The sequence below is a fragment of the Gordonia iterans genome, from assembly GCF_002993285.1.
Lineage (GTDB): Bacteria > Actinomycetota > Actinomycetes > Mycobacteriales > Mycobacteriaceae > Gordonia > Gordonia iterans.
Genome location: NZ_CP027433.1, coordinates 506736 through 524603, shown reverse-complemented (window position 1 = coordinate 524603; position 17868 = coordinate 506736). Strand labels below are relative to the sequence as shown.

Genomic DNA, 17868 nt, shown 5'->3' with positions numbered 1-17868 from the left:
ACCGCTCAGCCGAACGAACCCAGCACCCGCGCCAGCTGATCGACCTCGTACGGGAGGGCGTACGGACCCAGGCCGACGGTCACCGCGCCCCCGACGTCGTTCACCCCGATGTGCGCCAGCGCCCGGCTGGGCACATCGCACAGGGCACTGATCCCGTTGTCGGCCAGCCGCCGGCACACCTTCTCCGCGGGCACCCCATCGACGACGAAGCTGACCGCCGGGATCCGGTGCACCTCCTCGCCGATCACCCGCACGCGGCCCAGCTGGGCGAGCGAGTTCACCAGATACAGCGTCAGGCGCTGCGCGTACTCGAACGCGCTGTCCAACGAGGTGGTCAAGCGCTGGCGCCGCTTGCCGGTGGCCGCCTGGTCCAGGTTCGCGAGATGCTCGACCGAGGCGACCAGGCCGGTCAGCAGCGGCCCGGCGAGCGGCTCGGGCTCCAATCGCGCCGGCCCCGTCGTCGACGGATCCATCGAGACGCGCTGCAGGTCGGCGATCCGGCCCGGATCGGCGAACACCATCGCCGCCATCCGCGGACCGCCCCACCGCTCCGGGCTCACCAGCACCACGTCCGCGCCGATCTCGGCGACCGACATCCGCACATAGGGCGCCGCCGAACTCGCGTCCACCACCAGGAGCGCGCCGACCGACCGCGCGTGATCGGCGATCTGCCCGACGTCGACGATCGCACCGGTCACCGACGAGGCCAGGCTCACCGCGATCACGCGAGTGCCGCCGTTGACCAGGTCGCCGTACTGCCAGACCGGCAGCGTCCCGTCGGTCACGTCGAGCTCCGCCCAGCGCACCCGCGCACCGTGCCGCCGGGCGCCGCGCAGCCACGGCACGATGTTCTCCTCGTCGTCCAGTCGCGAGCAGATCACCTCGCCGGTCCACGCCGTCACCGGCAGCGCGTCGACGAGGGCAGTCACCAGCGCCGACCGCGACGGCCCGAACACCACCCCGTCGGGCGACGCATCGAGCAGATCGGCGACGGCTCGTCGTGCCGTCTGCCGGGCCTCGGCGACGGCCACCGCCTGCGGGTACACCCCCCGGGGATCGACCGGCAGGACGCGGAGTCCGGCGCTCAACGCGCTCGCCACCGCATCCGGGATCTGCAGGCCCGCCTGCGCATCGAAGTGAATCCAGCCGTCACCGAGTGTCGGGAACAGTCCCCGCACCGAAGCGATGTCATACGGCATGCACACACGATAGACGGCCCAGCGCGGACGGTGGCCTCCGCGCACGCCTGTATCCTGAGGCGTTGTGTCAGTGGTTAGCAGTGCGAATGGCGTCCCCCCGGCCCCGCCGGTCTCCGATTCGCGCACCTTCGCGCGGGGCATCGCCGACCTCGTCGACGGCTTCCGCGACTCCGAGCTCTGGCTGCACCTGGGGTGGACCGACATCAAGCAGCGCTACAAGCGCTCGGTGCTGGGACCGCTGTGGATCACCGTGGCCACTGCCGTCACCGCCGTCGCCATGGGGCTGCTCTACGGGGCACTCTTCGGGCAGGACATCAAGTGGTTCCTGCCGTATGTGGCCCTGGGCCTGATCTTCTGGAACTTCATCGCGGACTCGATCAAAGAGGGCGCGGTGGTGTTCTCCACCAACGAGGGCCTGATCAAACAGCTCCCCGCGCCGATCAGCGTGCACGTCTACCGCGTGGTGTGGCGGCAGCTGATCATCTTTGCGCACAACATCGTGATCTACCTGGTGATCCTGGCGATCTTCCGGCCGCCGCTGAACTGGACCGCGCTGCTGATCGTGCCCGCGCTGATGCTGTTCGTGCTCAACGCGATCTGGGTGACGATCTTCTTCGGCATCCTCGCCACCCGATTCCGCGACATCGGCCAGCTGCTGAACACCGCCGTGCAGCTCGTGTTCTTCCTGACGCCGATCATCTGGTCGACCAAGACGTTCACCGGCGAGACCGGCGAGCGGGTGCAGGGTCGCATGCGGCTGGTGGAGCTCAATCCGATGTACCACTATCTGGAGATCACTCGCGGACCGCTGCTCGGCGAGTCCGTCGCCTTCTATCACTGGGTGGTGGTCCTGGCCTGCACCGCGATCGGCTGCGCCGTCGCTCTGGTCGTGATGCGCAATTACCGCGCCCGCGTGCCGTACTGGGTTTAGGGAGAGCTGAACCGTGAAGAAGCGAGGAGCCCCCGTGGCCAGCACCGACGTCCGGGTGGACACCTGGGACGCCTGCGTCGACTTCCCGATCTTCGACGCCAAGACCCGTTCCCTCAAGAAGGCGGTGGTCGGGGCCGCCGGCGGCGTCATCGGCGCCACCGATTCCAAGACGGTGGTGGTCGAGGCGCTGCGCGACATCAACCTGCATCTGCAGCACGGCGACCGCGTCGGACTGGTCGGGCACAACGGCGCGGGCAAGTCGACGCTGCTGCGCCTGCTGTCCGGGATCTATGAGCCCACCCGCGGAAGCTGCCGGGTACAGGGGCGGGTCGCCCCGGTCTTCGACCTGGGCGTCGGCATGGATCCGGAGATCTCCGGCTACGAGAACATCATCATCCGCGGCATGTTCCTGGGCATGTCCCGCAAAGAGATGCTCGCCAAGACCGATGAGATCGCCGAGTTCTCCGAGCTGGGCGACTACCTGGAGATGCCGCTGCGCACCTACTCCACCGGCATGCGGGTGCGCCTGGCGCTGGGCGTGGTGACCAGCATCGACCCGGAGATCCTGATCCTCGACGAGGGCATCGGCGCGGTGGATGCGGAGTTCATGAAGAAGGCCCGCAAGCGGCTGGAAGCGCTGGTCGAACGGTCGGGAATCCTGGTGTTCGCGAGCCATTCCAACGAGTTCCTGGCCCAGCTGTGTGACCGCGCGCTGTGGGTGGACCACGGTCAGATCCGGATGGACGGCGGTATCGAAGAAGTGGTCCAGGCGTATCAGGGGGAGGACGCCGCCGCGCAGGTCCGCAAAGTGCTCGCCGAGCACGGCAAGGCCCCGGAGGCCGGCGCATGACCGGGACCGTGATCGGCGTCGTCGTGACGCATCGTCGTCGCGAACTGCTGGCCGAATCGCTGTCGGTGCTGTCCGCGCAGGACCGGCCCCTCGACCACCTGATCGTCGTCGACAACGCCGCCGAACCGGAGGTCGCCGATCTGGTGGCGGCCCAGCCGGTCCCGACCACCTATCTGGCCTCGCGACACAACCTCGGCGGTGCCGGCGGCTTCGCCCTCGGCATGCTCCACGCGCTGGCCCTCGGCGCCGACTGGATCTGGTGCGCCGACGACGACGGGCGCCCGGAAGGACCGCAGGTGCTGTCGACCCTCCTGCAGTGCGCACAGCGGCATTCGCTCGGCGAGGTCTCTCCGGTGGTGGCGAACATCGACGACCCCGACGCGCTGGCCTTTCCGCTGCGACGCGGCATGGTGTGGCGTCGTCGTCGTTCGGAGCTGTTCGACGACGCCCCCTCGACGAACGAGCCCTCCTCGATGGTTGAGCGAGCGCAGGGAGTCGACACCACCTCCTCGACGGACGACCTGCTGCCCGGTATCGCGTCGCTGATGAACGGCGCGCTGTTCGCCGCGTCGACCCTCGACCGGATCGGCGTGCCGGATCTGCGCCTGTTCGTGCGCGGCGACGAAGTGGAGATGCACCGCCGCCTGACCCGCTCCGGCATCCCGTTCGGCACCTGCCTGACCACCGCGTACCTTCACCCGGACGGGAGCGACGAGTTCCGGCCCATCCTCGGCGGACGCATGCACACGCAGTACCCGGACAACGCGGCCAAGCGCTTCTTCACGTACCGCAATCGCGGCTACTTGATGAGTCAGCCGGGCATGCGCAAGCTGTTACCGCAGGAGTACGCGAGGTTCGGCTGGTACTTCCTGGTGCAGCAGCGCGATGTCGCGGGCTTCCGCGAGTGGCTGCGGCTGCGCCGGCTGGGCCGGCGAGAGCGTTTCGGCGGACCGGACGACTGACTGGATCAGGGGCTAAGTGATGGAGCAGCACGAGATCGCCGGACACCGCGTGGTGCGGACGATCGGCACCGGTGGCATGGGCAGCGTCTACCTGGTCCAGCACCCGCGTCTGCCCCGGCAGGAGGCGCTCAAGCTGGTCGACGCGGAGCTGAGCACCGACCAGCTGTACCGCGCGCGATTCGCCCGCGAGGCGGACGTCCTGGCCCAGCTCGACCACCCGAACATCGTGCACCTGTACGACCGCGGCGAGGTGGACGGCCGTCTCTGGCTGACGATGGAGTACATCGACGGCCCGGACACCGCCACCATGCTCGACGACTACGGGCGGCTGCCGCTGCCGCTGGTCGCCGACATCGTCAGCGGTGTCGCCGCCGCCCTGGACCACGCCTGGACGACGGCCCGCCTGGCGCACCGTGACGTCAAACCGGCCAACATCCTGGTCCGCCAGCACCCAGGCGTTCCGCCGACGGTCAAGCTGGCCGACTTCGGCGTCGCGACCGGTCCGGATCGGACTCGCCTGACGCAGACCGGACTCGCCGTCGGCACTCTCCCCTACCTGGCGCCAGAAAGCCTGCAGGGCGCACCGGTGGACGACAAGTGCGACCAGTATTCGCTGGCCTGCACCGCGTTCCACCTCCTCACCGGGCGACCGCCGTTCAGTTCCGGATCGCCGGCGACGATGATGCACGCCCACCTGTCCGAGACTCCGCCGCCACCCTCAGCGAGCGTCCCGGGGCTGCCGCCGCACGTCGATGCCGCGATCGCCCGCGCCACCGCCAAGGATCCGCGGGATCGCTTCCCGTCGTCGACCGCGTTCGCGAATGCGCTGCGGGGACCGGCGCAGGCCGCCCCGGCGATGCCGGCCGCACCGGTCGAGCCGCCGCGTGCCAAACCCGCCACCCGCGCACTGGAACAGCCGCTCGCACCGATCGGTCATCCGGCCGCGCAGGCCTCCCCCAATCCGTCGCCCCCCAATCCGTCGTCGCAGAACCTGCCGCCAGGCCAGTCGCCTCCGGGACAGCACCCCGGCGGAGCCGCGGCCTACGGTGGGCCGCAGCAACCCCAGGCGCACCCGGCGGCGCAGTACTACGGCGGCCCGCAGGCTCCGCCGCCGGCGGGACCTCCGCCGGGAGGACCTCCGCCGTACGGGCGCCCGCTCTACAGCACCCCGCCACCGGACGACACTTCCTCCGGCACCGGCTCGGGATCTGGCTCGGGCAAGAAGGCGGCGCTCATCGCCGGGGCCGTGCTGATGGTCATGGTGCTGCTCGCCGTCGTCGGCTACGTGCTGCTGAACAGCGGCGATTCCGGCGATTCACCGCAGGCGACGTCGTCGACCGCCAACACCACGGAGGCCACGACCTCCACTTCGGAGACCACCACCTCCGAGTCCACTGCCGCGACCGCCGACAGCGGAGAGAACGCACCGCTGAGCGTGCTGGACGGGGAGTGGACGGGCACCTACACCTGCAATCAGGGCGAGACCGCCCTGACGCTCACCTTCCGGCAGGGCGGCGACCGCCAGACGCGGGCGACCTTCGCCTTCGGGCCGACCTCCGGCAATCCGCGGGTGCCGCGGGGATCGTTCGAGATGATCGGGGTCCGTATCACCGACGACGTGGTGCTGACGCCCTTCCGCTGGATCGATCGGCCGGGAGACTTCGAGATGGTCGGGCTGATCATCGACGGACCCGTCACCGACCGCACGCAATCGCTCTCGGGGACGGTCTCCACCGAGGGCTGCACCCGCTTCGCCGTCTCACGCTGACGCTCTGGCGCGCAGACCCTTCCGCGTAAGTAGAACGTGTTCTAGTGTTGGGTCATGCGTTTCACCTACGCCGAGGCGATGACCGATCCGTCCTACTACGCGCCGCTGGCACAGGCCGCAGAGGCGGCCGGCTACTCGGGGATGACGATCCCCGACTCGCTGGCCTACCCGGAGGTGTCCGATGCGAAGTATCCGTACACCCCGGACGGGAATCGGGAGTTCCTGGAGGACAAGGAATTCATCGAGACCTTCATCCAGGCGGCGGCACTCGGCGCGGTCACGACGACGCTGCGCTTTCTGCCGTTCGTGCTCAAACTGCCGGTCCGCCCGCCGGCGCTCGTCGCCAAACAGGCCGCGTCGGTCGCGTACCTGACCGGCAACCGCCTGGGCCTCGGCGTCGGCATCAGCCCGTGGCCGGAGGACTACGACGTGATGGGCGTCGACTTCGCCCGGCGCGGCAGGCGGATGAACGAGTGCATGGACATCATCCGGGGCCTGACTTCCGGGGAGTACTTCGAGTTCGACGGCGAGTTCTATCAGATTCCACGCGTCAAGATGGCGCCCGCCCCGACCGAACCGATCCACCTGCTGGTCGGCGGCCACGCCGACGCGGCGCTACGGCGCGCCGTGATCCGGGGCGACGGCTGGATGCACGGCGGCGGCCCCGGCGAGGAGTTGGACGAGCTGCTCGAGAAGATCCAGGCCATCCGGGTCGCCGAGGGCAAAGCCGACGACCCCTTCGAGATCCATGTGATCTCGATGGACGCCTACACCGTCGACGGCGTGAAGCGCCTGGAGGACAAGGGCATCACCGACGTGATCGTCGGCTTCCGGCTCCCCTACATCGTCGGCCCGGACACCGAACCGCTGGAGAAGAAGATCGAGCACCTGAACCGGTACGCGGAGAACGTCATCGCCAAGGTCAGCTGAGGCTGAGTCGGCCAGCCCGGCGCGGTCCTCGAGACCCGGTCCGCGGATCGGCTCGCTCACCGCGCCGATCCGCGGAGTCCGGCTCCACTCCCACGGAGCTACGCGATCTTGAAGATTACCGCGCGCTGCACGACGAAGTTGATCACGGTGGCCACGCCCTGCGCGATCACGAAGGCGAGCGTCGAATAGACCAAGGTCTCCGGCCAGATGTGAGAGAGCCACCAGAAGAGGCCGACGTTCACCGCGAAGGTCACCGCGTACAGCACCACTACGGCGACGAACCGCGCCCGGCTCGGCTCGGCCCGGAACGTCCACCGCCGGTTGATCAGATACGCGACCGTGGTGCCCAGCAGGAAGCCGCCCGCCTTCGCGATCGGATACGCGGCGCCGAGCACGTACTGCAAGAACATGGTGAGCCCGTAGTCGAGCACCGCCGAACCCGCGCCGGTCGCCACGAACCTGACGATCTGGGTCTTGAGGTCGACGTCGGTCGAGGCCTCTTCGTCGTCGAGCGGCAGCTCGATGGGCATCGGGGCATGCCGCGTGCGGAAGTCCTCGTGGTGCAGCGGGTGCGCCGGATCGTGGTCTGCGCTCTTCGGATCGGTGTCGGACACCCTGCCAGGGTAATGGCCCCGCGTTCCGGCTGACCAAGACCACCGCACCGATCGGCGGCGACGATCACCGGTGGCGGCCCGTACAGAAATGAACTGAGTTAGTCTCAGAGGTTATGAGACGACGGTCCCTTCGCATCGCCCTCGTGGCGCTGGCCACCTCATGCGCCGCGGTCTTCGCCGTCGACGCGGCGCCCGCGCACGCCGACCGCACCACCCCCGCACCCGTGTGGTCGGGACTGGACGCGCGCGCCTACGCCGGCCCGATCGGCAAGCCCGGCACGCTGCTGCGCAAGACCACCCTGGATCCGTCGGTCTCGCTGAGCGCCGCCGGTTCGGCGTACCGGATCTTGTACGCCACGACGGACGTGCACGGCAAGCCCGCCACCAGCACCGCAGCGGTGTTCGTGCCCCGGAAGGCCGCGCCCGCCGGCGGCTATCCGGTGATCGCGTGGGCCCACGGCACCACCGGTCTCGGTGACGGGTGCACCCCGTCGGCACTGCCCCGCTCCGACCGCGACACGGCCTACCTGAACCATTGGCTGAACGAGGGTTACGCCGTGGTCGCCTCCGACTACGCCGGACTGGGCACGCCCGGCCTGATGAGCTACCTGAGCAGCGAGGCCACAGCGCGATCGGTGGTCGACTCGGTCAAGGCCGCGCACCAGCTGGGCCTGCCGCTGTCCAAGAAGTGGGCGATCGTCGGACAGTCGCAGGGTGGCGGCGGCGCGCTCAACGCTGCACGACGAGCCACCCGGCTCTCCCGCGGCAGCGGCCTGGATTACCGGGGCGTGGTCGCCACCGGGGCGCCGGCCAACATCGAGCACGTGGTCTGGCAGGGCGGACCGTCGTTCCCGCCGGTCGCGCTGCCGGCCGGCCTGAACACCTACGCCGCGTACATCCTCGCCGGGTTCACCGACGCCCGCCCCGACCTGCACGCCACGAGCGCCCTGACCCCGCGCGGACGGCAGGTCCTGCGCATGGCGGAGACGCTCTGCTACGCGGAGATGAGCACCGCCATGAAGGGCGAACGGATCAACACCTGGTTCAACCGCCCGCTCGGCTCGATCCCGGGTCTGCAAGCCGCACTCGTGGACTACATGGCCACGCCGTACTCCGGCTACGACCGACCGATCTTCCTCGGCCAGGGCCTGCTCGACACCGATGTTCCGGCGGTCTCCGCGGGCTCGCTCTACGCGCAGATGCTCGCCGCCGGTCAACCGGTGGAGTTCCACCTGTACCCGGACCAGGACCACTCCGGCACCGTGCTAGCCTCCCTCCCGGATTCCACCCCGTTCGTGAAGCGGATCATGCGCTGACGGCAGCCCTTTCGACACGATCTCGCCTACGGCTCGATCGGCTCAAGGAGCACTCAAGGAGCGGTTGCACCCGGGCCGCTGCGCCTGCCGAAGCCTGAACGCCACAGGGCTGCGGTTCCCCCCTAGGTAACTCGTTCCGCCCTATGCGGGCCGCATACGGCGGAACGGAATTCCTGGGGCGGAATGATCCGGGAGACGGAAACCGGCTCCCCAGCGTCGTCGAACCTACGGTTCGATGGCGTCGCCCGACTGCAACGAGTGGTCGACCCGATCCGCCGCCGACTTCGGCGCGGTGCGCTGGTGCTGCTCCCCGCTCGGCTTCACGACGAGGACCGGCTTGGAACAAGAGAGCAACAGATACTGGGAGGTGCTGCCGAGCAGTAGCTTGCCGACTTGCGTACGACGCCGCATGCCGATCACCAGCATCTCCGCGTCCGCGCTGTCCATCGCGGCCAGCAGTTCCTCGGCGGGAGTGGCACCGATCGGCTGCTGAATGCGAAAACGCAGTCCAGAGGCGTCGAGCCGAGCCTGCACCTCGGCGATCTCGTCGGCGTCGACCACCCGCTGACCGCGTGCTTCGGACACGGCGCTGATCAACAACAGTTCGGTGTCCCGGAGGCGCGCCTCGACGATGGCCTGTTCCAGACACGCACGACCGAAAGCTCCGGCCACGTAACCTACGACGATCATCGCCCGCTCCTTACCCCCGGCCCGGCTCCCTCGACTCCTGAAACGACAGTAACGGACATCGTGCGTCCCCACTCGGGCGACTCGAATGCCTGAATCGCACGGTACGGGGCATCGCATCCGACCGGTACCCGGGCTCGGGCGGGTACGCTCTTCTGCGATGACGAACTCAGAACTGTTTCCGATCGAGACCCGCACGCTCATGGGGTGGGGGCGCACCATGCCCATCGAGGGCCAGGTCCTGTCGACGCCGTACCCCGAGGTCATCGCCGCCGCCGTGGCGCGCGTGGCCGACGAGGACGCGGACAAGCCGTCATACCTCAAACGCGGCGTGATCGCCCGCGGCCTGGGCCGCTCGTACGGCGAGAACGCGCAGAACGCCGGCGGGCTGACCGTCGACATGACCAGGCTCACGCGCATCTATTCGATCGACGACGCCACCGCGATCGTCGATGTGGACGCCGGCGTGGATCTGGACACCCTGATGCGCGTGGCGCTGCCTCACGGTCTGTGGGTTCCGGTGCTCCCGGGCACCCGCCAGGTAACCATCGGCGGCGCCATCGGCTGCGACATCCACGGCAAGAACCACCACAGCGCAGGCAGCTTCGGCAACCACGTGGTGGAGATGCAGCTGCTGGTGGCCTCCGGCGACATCCTCACGCTGACGCCGGAGGGCTCCCCCGACGACCCCGACGCATCCATCTTCTGGGCGACCGTCGGCGGCATCGGCCTGACCGGGATCATTCTGCGCGCCAAGATCAAGATGACCCGCACCGAGACGGCGTACTTCATCGCCGACGGCACGGTCACCCAGTCACTCGACGAGACCATCGCGCTGCACATGGACGGCTCGGAGGACAACTACACCTACAGTTCGGGCTGGTTCGACGCGATCAGCAAACCGCCGAAACTCGGCCGCGGCTGCTTCTCCCGCGGAAGCCTGGCGACCCTCGATCAACTGCCGCCGACGCTGCAGAAGGATCCGCTGAAGTTCGACGCCCCGACGCTGGTCTCCCTGCCGGACATCTTCCCGAACGGGCTGGCGAACAAGTTCAACTTCTCGATGCTCGGGGAGGCCTACTTCCGGGTGGCCGGCGGGAACTACACCGGCAAGATCCAGAACCTGACGCAGTTCTATCACCCGCTGGATCTGTTCGGGAACTGGAACCGCGCCTACGGCAGCAAGGGCTTCCTCCAGTACCAGTTCATCGTTCCGCCGGAGGCCGTCGAGGAGTTCAAGGGCATCATCTACGACATCCAGGCGTCCGGGCATGTGAGCTTCCTCAACGTGTTCAAGCTCTTCGGCGAGGGCAACAGGGCGCCGCTGAGCTTCCCGATGAAGGGCTGGAACATCTGCGTCGACTTCCCCATCAAGAAGGGCCTGCACGAGTTCGTCACCGAACTCGACCGCCGCATCCTGACGATCGGCGGCCGTCTGTACACGGCGAAGGACTCGCGGACGACGGCCGAGACCTTCCACGCGATGTACCCCGAGATCGACAAGTGGCTTCAGGTACGACGACGAGTCGACCCCGACCGGGTCTTCATGTCCGACATGGGCCGCCGCCTCGAACTCGTCTGACCCCGATGCTCTCGCGGTCTCGATACGGCTCGGCTAGGTCTCGATACGGCTCGGCTAGGTCTCGATACTGCTCGGCTAGCGCCTCACCTACTCGACCACCAGCTTCCTCACCTACTCGACCATCAGGTCGCGACGAGCAAGCCGGTGGTCGAGTAGCGACGAGCAAGCCGGTGGTCGAGTAGCGACGAGCAAGCCGGTGGTCGAGTAGCGACGAGCCGCTAGGCGAGGAGAGTATCGAGACCTAGGCGAAGCGCACACCGAGACCAAGAAGCCCCGACCCCCACCCGACAAAGGAAGAACACCCATGCGAAACGCCGTAGGCGTCCCGAAGTCCGTCCTCGTGCTGGGCGGCAGTTCCGAGATCGGCCTGGCCATCACCGCCGAGTTCCTCTCCCGCGGCCCGATGCGCGTGGTCCTCGCGACGGTCCCGAACGATCCCGCCGCGGACGCCGCAGTGGAGCAGATGCGGGCTGCGGGCGCGAGCACGGTCGAGCGCATCGATTTCGACGCCCTGGACACCGACTCGCACCCGGCCGTGCTCGACGCAGCCTTCGCCGGCGGCGACATCGACGTCGCGATCGTCGCGTTCGGCATCCAGGGCGACGACGAGGAGGCCTGGCAGAACCAGAAGCTGGCCGTCCTGGAGGCCGACATCAACTACACCGCCGCCGTGTCGGTCGGCGTGCTGCTCGGCGAGCGGATGCGCGCCCAGGGCCACGGCCAGATCGTCGCGATGAGCTCGGTGGCCGGTGAGCGGGTCCGTCGTTCCAACTTCGTCTACGGCTCCACCAAGGCCGGGCTGGACGGCTTCTACCTCGGCCTCGGCGAGGCCGTGCGCCCGCACGGAGTGCGCGTGCTGGTGGTGCGTCCCGGCCAGGTCCGCACCCGGCTGTCGGCGCATGTCGCGGAAGCTCCGCTGACGGTGAACAAGGAGGACGTCGCCCAGCGCGTGATCGCCGCCGTGGACAAGGGCAAGGACGTGATCTGGGTGCCGGGACCGTTCCGGTTCATCATGATGGTCCTGCGCCACATCCCGCGCCCGATCTTCCGCAAGCTCCCCGTCTGACGTGAGCACCGCCACCGCACCCGAATCCGCCGCACCGGGAGCGGACTCCCGCGCCGTTCCGGAGCCCGCCGCCCGGTCAGTGCTGCGCCGCCGGGGCCTGGACCTGGTCGAACTCCTCGGCGCGCTGATCCTCGGCGCCGCGGTCGCGATGGCGGGTCTGACGGTGATCGATGCCGCCCAGTGGCCGGCGTTCAACACCTCCAATGTCACGCGCTCGCTGACCACCCTCGGGCAGGCCGTGTTCGTCCTGATCGCCGTGCTCGCCGTGGTGCTCACTCGGTATCGGCCGGGCTGGCGGCTCCCGACGTCGTGGCTGGGCGCGCTCGCCTCGGCCGGCATGGTGACCGTGACGCTCGGCATGCCGCTGGGCGCCACCAGGCTCTACCTGCACGGCCTCACCGCCGATCAGCAGTTCCGCACCGAGTACCTGACCCGGCTCACCAGCAGTCCGCGGCTGGCCGACATGACCTACGTGGACCTGCCGCCGTATTACCCGGCGACGTGGTTCTGGTTCGGCGGACGCTACGCCGACCTCCTGGGCCTGCCCGGGTGGGAGGCGTACAAGCCGTGGGCCATCGTCTCGATCGCCGCGGCCGCCGCGCTGGGCGCGGCGCTCTGGAACCGGATGGTCGGTCCCCTGATCGGGACCGGGGTGGGCCTGGCCGTCACAGTGGCGACCCTGCGCTATGCGGCGCCAGAACCGTATGCCGCCGTCCTGATCCTGGTCGGCGTCCCGATGCTGGTGGTGATCGCCGCCGCCCTGCGCGGACACGGACGACTCGCCGACGGCCCCGCGCCGCTGCAGCGGACGGGCTGGCTCTCGGTGATCGCGGCCGGGGTCTTCCTCGGCGTCTCGGCCACCGTCTACACCCTGTACACCGCATTGTTCGCCGGAACCGCGATCCTCGTCACGCTGGTTTACCTGGTGCAGATCTGGGTGCAGATCCGCAACAAGGCCGTGCGCGACGACGAGATCGCCGCACTGCGGCGCGCCCGGGCCGTCGGCGTCGTCGTCCGGCTGCTCGTCATGGGCGTGCTGGCGTGCCTGGTGGCCCTGGTCTTCTGGTTCGGCTATCTCCGAGCGCGACTCGGTTCGTCGGTCACCGTCTCCGGCGCGGCCGAGCACTACCTGCCCGAGGCCGGGTCCGTGATGGGCATGCCGATGTTCCACCTGACTCTGCTCGGGCTGCTGTGCCTGATCGGTCTGGTCTGGACGGCGCTGCGGATGCGTGAGCGGACCATCGCCTTCGCGTTCGCCGCGGCGCTGGTGGGCATCGTCGTACTCACGCTGATGTCGCTGGCCCGCACAGCGATCGGCAGCACGCTCCTCTCGTTCCGGCTGGAGGCGGTGACCGCCGGGATCCTCGCCGCCGCGGGTGTTTTCGGGGCCGTCGAGCTCGGCCGGGTGGCCGTGAGCCGCTTCGGCGACGTCCGCACCGCGGTCGGTGTGGTGGCCGCGGTGTGCGCGCTCGCCGTCGCTCAGTCGCTCCCCAACCACCTGTCCAGCGAGATCACCGTCGCGTACACCGACACCGACGGCGCCGGTCAGCGTGCCGACCAGCGCCCGCCCGGTTCGGAGTCGTACTACGCCGAACTGCACCGCCTGATCCGCGAGCAGACCGGCAAACCGGCCACCGGGAACATCGTCCTGACCGCCGACTACACGTTCCTCTCGGTGTACCCGTACTGGGGCTTCCAGGGACTCACCTCGCATTACGCCAATCCGCTCGCCGAGTTCGACGCGCGCGCTGCGACCATCAAGAAGTGGTCCGGATCCGGAACGCCTCAGGAACTGAAAGACCAACTGGCGCAAAGCCCTTGGCCGGCGCCGAGCGTCTTCTTGTTCCGGTACAGCGCGGACGGATACACGCTGCGGCTGGCCGAGGACGTCTACCCGAACGACCCGAACATCAAGCGGTACACGGTCACCTTCGATCCGGAGGCGTTCGACGACCCCGCGTTCACGGTGACCGAGGTGGGACCGTTCGTCCTGGTGGTCAGAAAGTAGCGGTGGTCTGATGGACATGCGGATCGACACCCTGACCAGCGGACGCACCCGGACGCACTTCGTCTCGACGGCGACCGTCAATTGGATCGTCCTGCAGGACGACGACGGGGTGACGCTGATCGACGGCGGCTATCCCGGTCATGCGGACGCGGTGATCGAGTCGCTGAACCGGATCGGCAGCGCGCCCGAGGAGATTCGGGCGGCACTGCTGACGCACGCCCACGTCGACCATCTCGGCGGCCTGGTCCGGCTGCGGGACAGACACGACTTCGACGTGTACGCCGATCCGCACGAGGTGGCGCACGCTCGCCGCGAGTATCTGGAGCAGGCGGATGCGATGAGCCTGGCCCCGATCGCGTGGCGACCGCGGGTCTTGCACTGGCTCAGCCAGATCCTTCCGCTCGGCGCGCTCAGCCGCACGGGGCTCGACGATGCCGCACCCTTTCCCGGACTCGCGGCCCTTCCCGGGCGCCCGGTCGCGCTGCCGTGCCCCGGCCACACGCGGGGGCACAGCGCGTTCCTGGTAGCCGACGGCGAGATCCTGGTGACCGGCGACGCACTGATCACCGGTCACCTGATCACCTCAGCGCAGGGTCCGCAGTGTCTGGGTCCGATCTTCACCCACGACCCCGAGCGCAACGCCGAATCGCTGGAGTCGCTGGCTGCGACGGATGCGAACCTGATCCTCCCCGGTCACGGCGACCTCTGGGAGGGTCCGGCCCGGACCGCGGTGAACCTCGCACTCAGCCGCCGCTGACCTTTCGACAAGCTCAAGGAGCTGCTTCGCCCGTTGAGCCGCCGACGCCCCCTCGCCCGTTGAGCCGCCGAGGAACGAGGCGAGTCGAAACGACCCTTTCGACAAGCTCAAGGAGCTGCTTCGCCCGTTGAGCCGCCGACGCCCCCTCGCCCGTTGAGCCGCCGAGGAACGAGGCGAGTCGAAACGACCCTTTCGACAAGCTCAAGGAGCTGCTTCGCCCGTTGAGCCGCCGAGGAACGAGGCGAGTCGAAACGACCCTTTCGACAAGCTCAAGGAGCGACGACAAACTCAAGGGGCGACAACAAGCTCAAGGAGTGACGACGAGCTGCCTCGCACTAGCGTGCGGTGGGGGCTCCCGCCGGTCGGCGAGCGGCACGACGACGACGCTGCGCCGGAGCAGCCGACCCTTCCGAGCGCGGCTGCGACGACCGGCCGGACGATCCCGGTGCGGCCGACGCCGAGGTGTGCACCCGCTGCGAGGACTCGCCGCCCTCGGAGCGACGTCCGCCCCGAGCTCCACGACCTCCGGCCGAGCCGCGGCCGCCGCCGGAACCGCGACCGCCCCGCGCGCCGCCGCGGCCCGAACCGGCCTGGCCGCCGGACCGCTTGCGCGGCTGCTGTTGCTGGGGAGCCGGCGCCGGTGCGGGCTCGCGGTACGGAGCCCGCTCGCCGACCAGCTCGCCGACGGCCCCGGACGAGGCGGTCACCTGCTGCGGGGTCACCGTGATGTCTGCCGCACGGAGCATCTTGCGCAGATCTGCGCGCTGCTCGGGCAGGCACACGGTCACCACGTCGCCGGCGCTGCCGGCGCGCGCGGTACGGCCCGAACGGTGCAGGAAGGCCTTGTGCTCGGCCGGCGGATCGACGTGGACCACCAGCTCGACGCCGTCGACGTGGACGCCCCGGGCGGCCACATCGGTGGCCACGAGCACGCGCGCCCCGTCCGGCGCGGAGAACGACGCGAGATTGCGGTCTCGCTGGTTCTGCGACAGGTTTCCGTGCAGGTCCACCGCCGGGATACCCGCGGCGGTCAGCTTCTTGGCCAGCTTCTTGGCCTGGTGCTTGGTGCGCATGAACAGGATGCGGCGGCCGGTGCCCGAGGCCAGCTCCTGCACCAGGTCGTTCTTCTCCGCGGCCGAGCGCACCTCGAACACGTGATGCGTCATCTTCTCGACCGGGCTGGTCGCCTCCTCCAGCGAGTGCGTCACCGGACGGTCCAGGAAGCGCTTGACCAGCTTGTCGACACCGTTGTCCAGGGTCGCCGAGAACAGCATCCGCTGACCGCCCTTGGGCGTCGCGTTGAGGATGCGGGTCACGCCCGGGAGAAAGCCCAGGTCGGCCATGTGGTCGGCCTCGTCGAGCACGGTGACGGCGACGTCGTCGAGCGAGACGATGCGCTGGCTCATCAGGTCCTCGAGCCGTCCGGGGCAGGCGACGACGATGTCGACGCCGCCCCGCAGGGCGCGTTCCTGACCGGCCTGCTTGACACCGCCGAAGACGGTGGTGACCCGCAGGCCCATCGCCTCGGCCATCGGCTTCAGGGCGACGGAGATCTGGGTGGCCAGCTCGCGGGTAGGCGCGAGCACCAGGCCGGTCGGGCGACCGGGCGCGCGCTTGACGCCGAGAGCGGCGAGGCGGGTCACCATCGGAATGGAGAAGGCCAGGGTCTTGCCCGAGCCGGTCTTGCCGCGGCCGAGCACGTCACGCCCGGTCAGGCTGTCGGGCAGGGTCTTCTCCTGGATCGGGAAGGCGGCGGTCTTGCCGTCGGCGGCGAGCGCTTCCACGATGGGCGCGGGCACGCCGAGATCAGCGAAATCAGCAGTCATTGTCTTGTTCAGCCTTTGCGGCTCAGGGATTCCCGGCGCGCCGCCGCCGCGCAGGGCACGGCCACGTCTCACCGAGGAAATCAGGTGGCGAACACGCAGGTGTGCGTATCCGTTCGCCGCAGGAAAGTCATCGGCGCGCCGGAAACGATGTCATCGGCGGCGACCGGGGAGCGTTCTACGACGCGCGGCGCGCGGGTCGAGCCCGAGCGCCGATGAATCCACCGTACGCGCCGCCGGCGGAAAACGGTGAATCAGGAGACGAGGGTCACCAGGTGCCGCACGGCGTACTCGTAGCCGGCGACCCCGAATCCGGCGATCACGCCGGCCGCGATGGGCGACACGTACGAGTGCCGGCGAAACGCTTCGCGCGCATGCACATTGCTGATGTGCACCTCGATCACCGGAACCTCCGGGATCACCAGCGCGTCCGCCAGCGCCACCGAGGTGTGCGTCCATCCCGCCGGGTTGACGACGATGCCGCTGATCTCACCGCGCGCCGCCCCGATCGTGTCGATCATCTCGCCCTCGTGGTTGGTCTGCAGGGCGCGGACCCCGTAGCCGAGACCTGCGGCCGTGCGCTCGACCAGTCCGACGACGTCGTCGAGCGTGGCCGAACCGTACACCTCCGGCTGGCGGTTCCCCAGCTGGTCGAGGTTGGGTCCGTTCAGCAGCAGGATCGGCAGCGGTTCGCTCGGCATGACCCCGAGTCTAGGGCCAATACCGTCCGCTGAAGTGTCCCCCGCGAGGTGAGGACGAGACTTTCGCGGCGCGTCCCGTTCCGGACCGGATCACGTCACGTTCCGGACAAGAAGGCGACTATCCGTGCCACGTTCACCCGACAGGGGTGAATCCTGGGGCAGAATCTCCCATTCTGCCTGGTCTGCGTGGTACGCACAGTCCATGACAGTGAACAACGCACCGAACCAGTACGACCCGAACGACGATTCGACGGACGCCTGGGCGGGCGGCATCTCGCTGGCCGCCGCGGCCCTGCTGATCGTCGCCGGCTTCCTCGCCTTCTTCCAGGGCATCGCCGCCGTCGCGAACGACGACTACCTGCTCGTCGAAACGCCCGAGTACATCTACGCCTTCAACCTGACCACCTGGGGCTGGATCCACATCGTGATCGGCATCATCGCGGTGATCGTGGCCATCGGGATCTTCGCCGGCCAGGCGTGGGGCCGGATCTGCGGCATCATCATCGCCTGCCTCTCGCTGATCGCGAACTTCCTCTGGCTGCCCTACACCCCGTGGTGGTCAATCATCATCATCATCATCGACGTCATCGTCATCTGGGCGCTCGCCACCTGGAAGGGCGACTACTGATCGTCCGCTGATCAAGCACCGATCCCGAGCGGCACAGGGGCATCGC

The 17868-nt window shown here is 68.9% G+C and carries 16 protein-coding genes; 11 read left to right on the top strand and 5 right to left on the bottom strand.

Annotated elements, in window-relative coordinates; genetic code table 11:
- Window positions 1-5: 5 nt before the first annotated feature.
- On the bottom strand, window positions 6-1199 hold the full coding sequence (locus tag C6V83_RS02290) for an aminotransferase class V-fold PLP-dependent enzyme (RefSeq protein WP_105941034.1): 1194 nt from the start codon (window positions 1197-1199) through the stop codon (window positions 6-8).
- Window positions 1200-1263: 64 nt separating this feature from the next.
- On the opposite strand from C6V83_RS02290, the gene wzm reads away from it, so the two are divergent.
- From wzm to C6V83_RS02265, 5 genes are read left to right on the top strand one after another with little or no spacing between them, the layout of a single operon-like run.
- A complete protein-coding gene (wzm, locus tag C6V83_RS02285; protein ID WP_105941033.1) occupies window positions 1264-2130 on the top strand; it encodes a galactan export ABC transporter permease subunit Wzm/RfbD in 867 nt (288 codons plus the stop codon).
- Window positions 2131-2143: 13 nt separating this feature from the next.
- Complete coding sequence (gene wzt, locus C6V83_RS02280) at window positions 2144-2980, top strand: galactan export ABC transporter ATP-binding subunit Wzt/RfbE (protein WP_407646225.1); 837 nt, start codon at window positions 2144-2146, stop codon at window positions 2978-2980.
- A complete protein-coding gene (gene glfT1 / locus C6V83_RS02275; RefSeq protein ID WP_105941031.1) occupies window positions 2977-3942 on the top strand; it encodes a galactofuranosyltransferase GlfT1 in 966 nt (321 codons plus the stop codon). The genes wzt and glfT1 overlap by 4 nt, the downstream gene beginning before the upstream one ends.
- 19 nt (window positions 3943-3961) lie before the next feature.
- Window positions 3962-5710, top strand: coding sequence for a serine/threonine-protein kinase (locus C6V83_RS02270; RefSeq protein WP_105941030.1), 1749 nt, complete (start codon window positions 3962-3964; stop codon window positions 5708-5710).
- A gap of 54 nt (window positions 5711-5764) precedes the next feature.
- A complete protein-coding gene (locus C6V83_RS02265) occupies window positions 5765-6640 on the top strand; it encodes a TIGR03619 family F420-dependent LLM class oxidoreductase (protein ID WP_105941029.1) in 876 nt (291 codons plus the stop codon).
- A 98-nt stretch (window positions 6641-6738) separates the two neighbouring features.
- Here C6V83_RS02265 and C6V83_RS02260 read toward each other — a convergent pair whose 3' ends face one another.
- Window positions 6739-7170 (bottom strand): GtrA family protein, encoded by a 432-nt coding sequence (locus tag C6V83_RS02260; protein WP_105943652.1) that lies wholly within the window; start codon window positions 7168-7170, stop codon window positions 6739-6741.
- Between the two features lie 197 nt (window positions 7171-7367).
- Here C6V83_RS02260 and C6V83_RS02255 point away from each other — a divergent pair, with 197 nt between their 5' ends.
- Entirely contained in the window at window positions 7368-8570 is a 1203-nt protein-coding gene (locus tag C6V83_RS02255; protein ID WP_105941028.1) for an alpha/beta hydrolase family protein, read from the top strand.
- A gap of 225 nt (window positions 8571-8795) precedes the next feature.
- Here the strand turns inward: C6V83_RS02255 and C6V83_RS02250 are convergent, their stop codons facing one another.
- The gene (locus C6V83_RS02250; protein WP_105941027.1) at window positions 8796-9260 is read right to left on the bottom strand and encodes a universal stress protein; all 465 of its coding nucleotides are present in this window, start codon (window positions 9258-9260) and stop codon (window positions 8796-8798) included.
- Between the two features lie 157 nt (window positions 9261-9417).
- Between C6V83_RS02250 and C6V83_RS02245 the strand changes: the two genes are divergently transcribed.
- The 4 genes from C6V83_RS02245 (at window position 9418) to C6V83_RS02230 (ending at window position 14670) form a co-directional block, all read left to right on the top strand.
- Window positions 9418-10839 carry an FAD-binding oxidoreductase gene (locus C6V83_RS02245; protein WP_105941026.1) on the top strand — a complete coding sequence of 474 codons (1422 nt, stop codon included), beginning with the start codon at window positions 9418-9420 and terminating at the stop codon, window positions 10837-10839.
- 304 nt (window positions 10840-11143) lie between these two features.
- Window positions 11144-11905 (top strand): decaprenylphospho-beta-D-erythro-pentofuranosid-2-ulose 2-reductase, encoded by a 762-nt coding sequence (locus tag C6V83_RS02240; protein WP_105941025.1) that lies wholly within the window; start codon window positions 11144-11146, stop codon window positions 11903-11905.
- 1 nt (window position 11906) lies between these two features.
- Window positions 11907-13913, top strand: coding sequence for an arabinofuranosyltransferase (locus C6V83_RS02235; RefSeq protein WP_199832573.1), 2007 nt, complete (start codon window positions 11907-11909; stop codon window positions 13911-13913).
- A gap of 10 nt (window positions 13914-13923) precedes the next feature.
- The gene (locus C6V83_RS02230) at window positions 13924-14670 is read left to right on the top strand and encodes an MBL fold metallo-hydrolase (RefSeq protein ID WP_105941024.1); all 747 of its coding nucleotides are present in this window, start codon (window positions 13924-13926) and stop codon (window positions 14668-14670) included.
- A gap of 335 nt (window positions 14671-15005) precedes the next feature.
- On the opposite strand, the gene C6V83_RS02225 is transcribed toward C6V83_RS02230, so the two are convergent.
- Window positions 15006-16496, bottom strand: coding sequence for a DEAD/DEAH box helicase (locus tag C6V83_RS02225; RefSeq protein ID WP_105941023.1), 1491 nt, complete (start codon window positions 16494-16496; stop codon window positions 15006-15008).
- Window positions 16497-16747: 251 nt separating this feature from the next.
- Window positions 16748-17194 (bottom strand): type II 3-dehydroquinate dehydratase, encoded by a 447-nt coding sequence (aroQ, locus tag C6V83_RS02220; protein WP_105941022.1) that lies wholly within the window; start codon window positions 17192-17194, stop codon window positions 16748-16750.
- Between the two features lie 202 nt (window positions 17195-17396).
- Between aroQ and C6V83_RS02215 the strand changes: the two genes are divergently transcribed.
- Window positions 17397-17822 (top strand): DUF7144 family membrane protein, encoded by a 426-nt coding sequence (locus C6V83_RS02215; protein WP_105941021.1) that lies wholly within the window; start codon window positions 17397-17399, stop codon window positions 17820-17822.
- The last annotated feature ends 46 nt before the right edge of the window (window positions 17823-17868 follow it).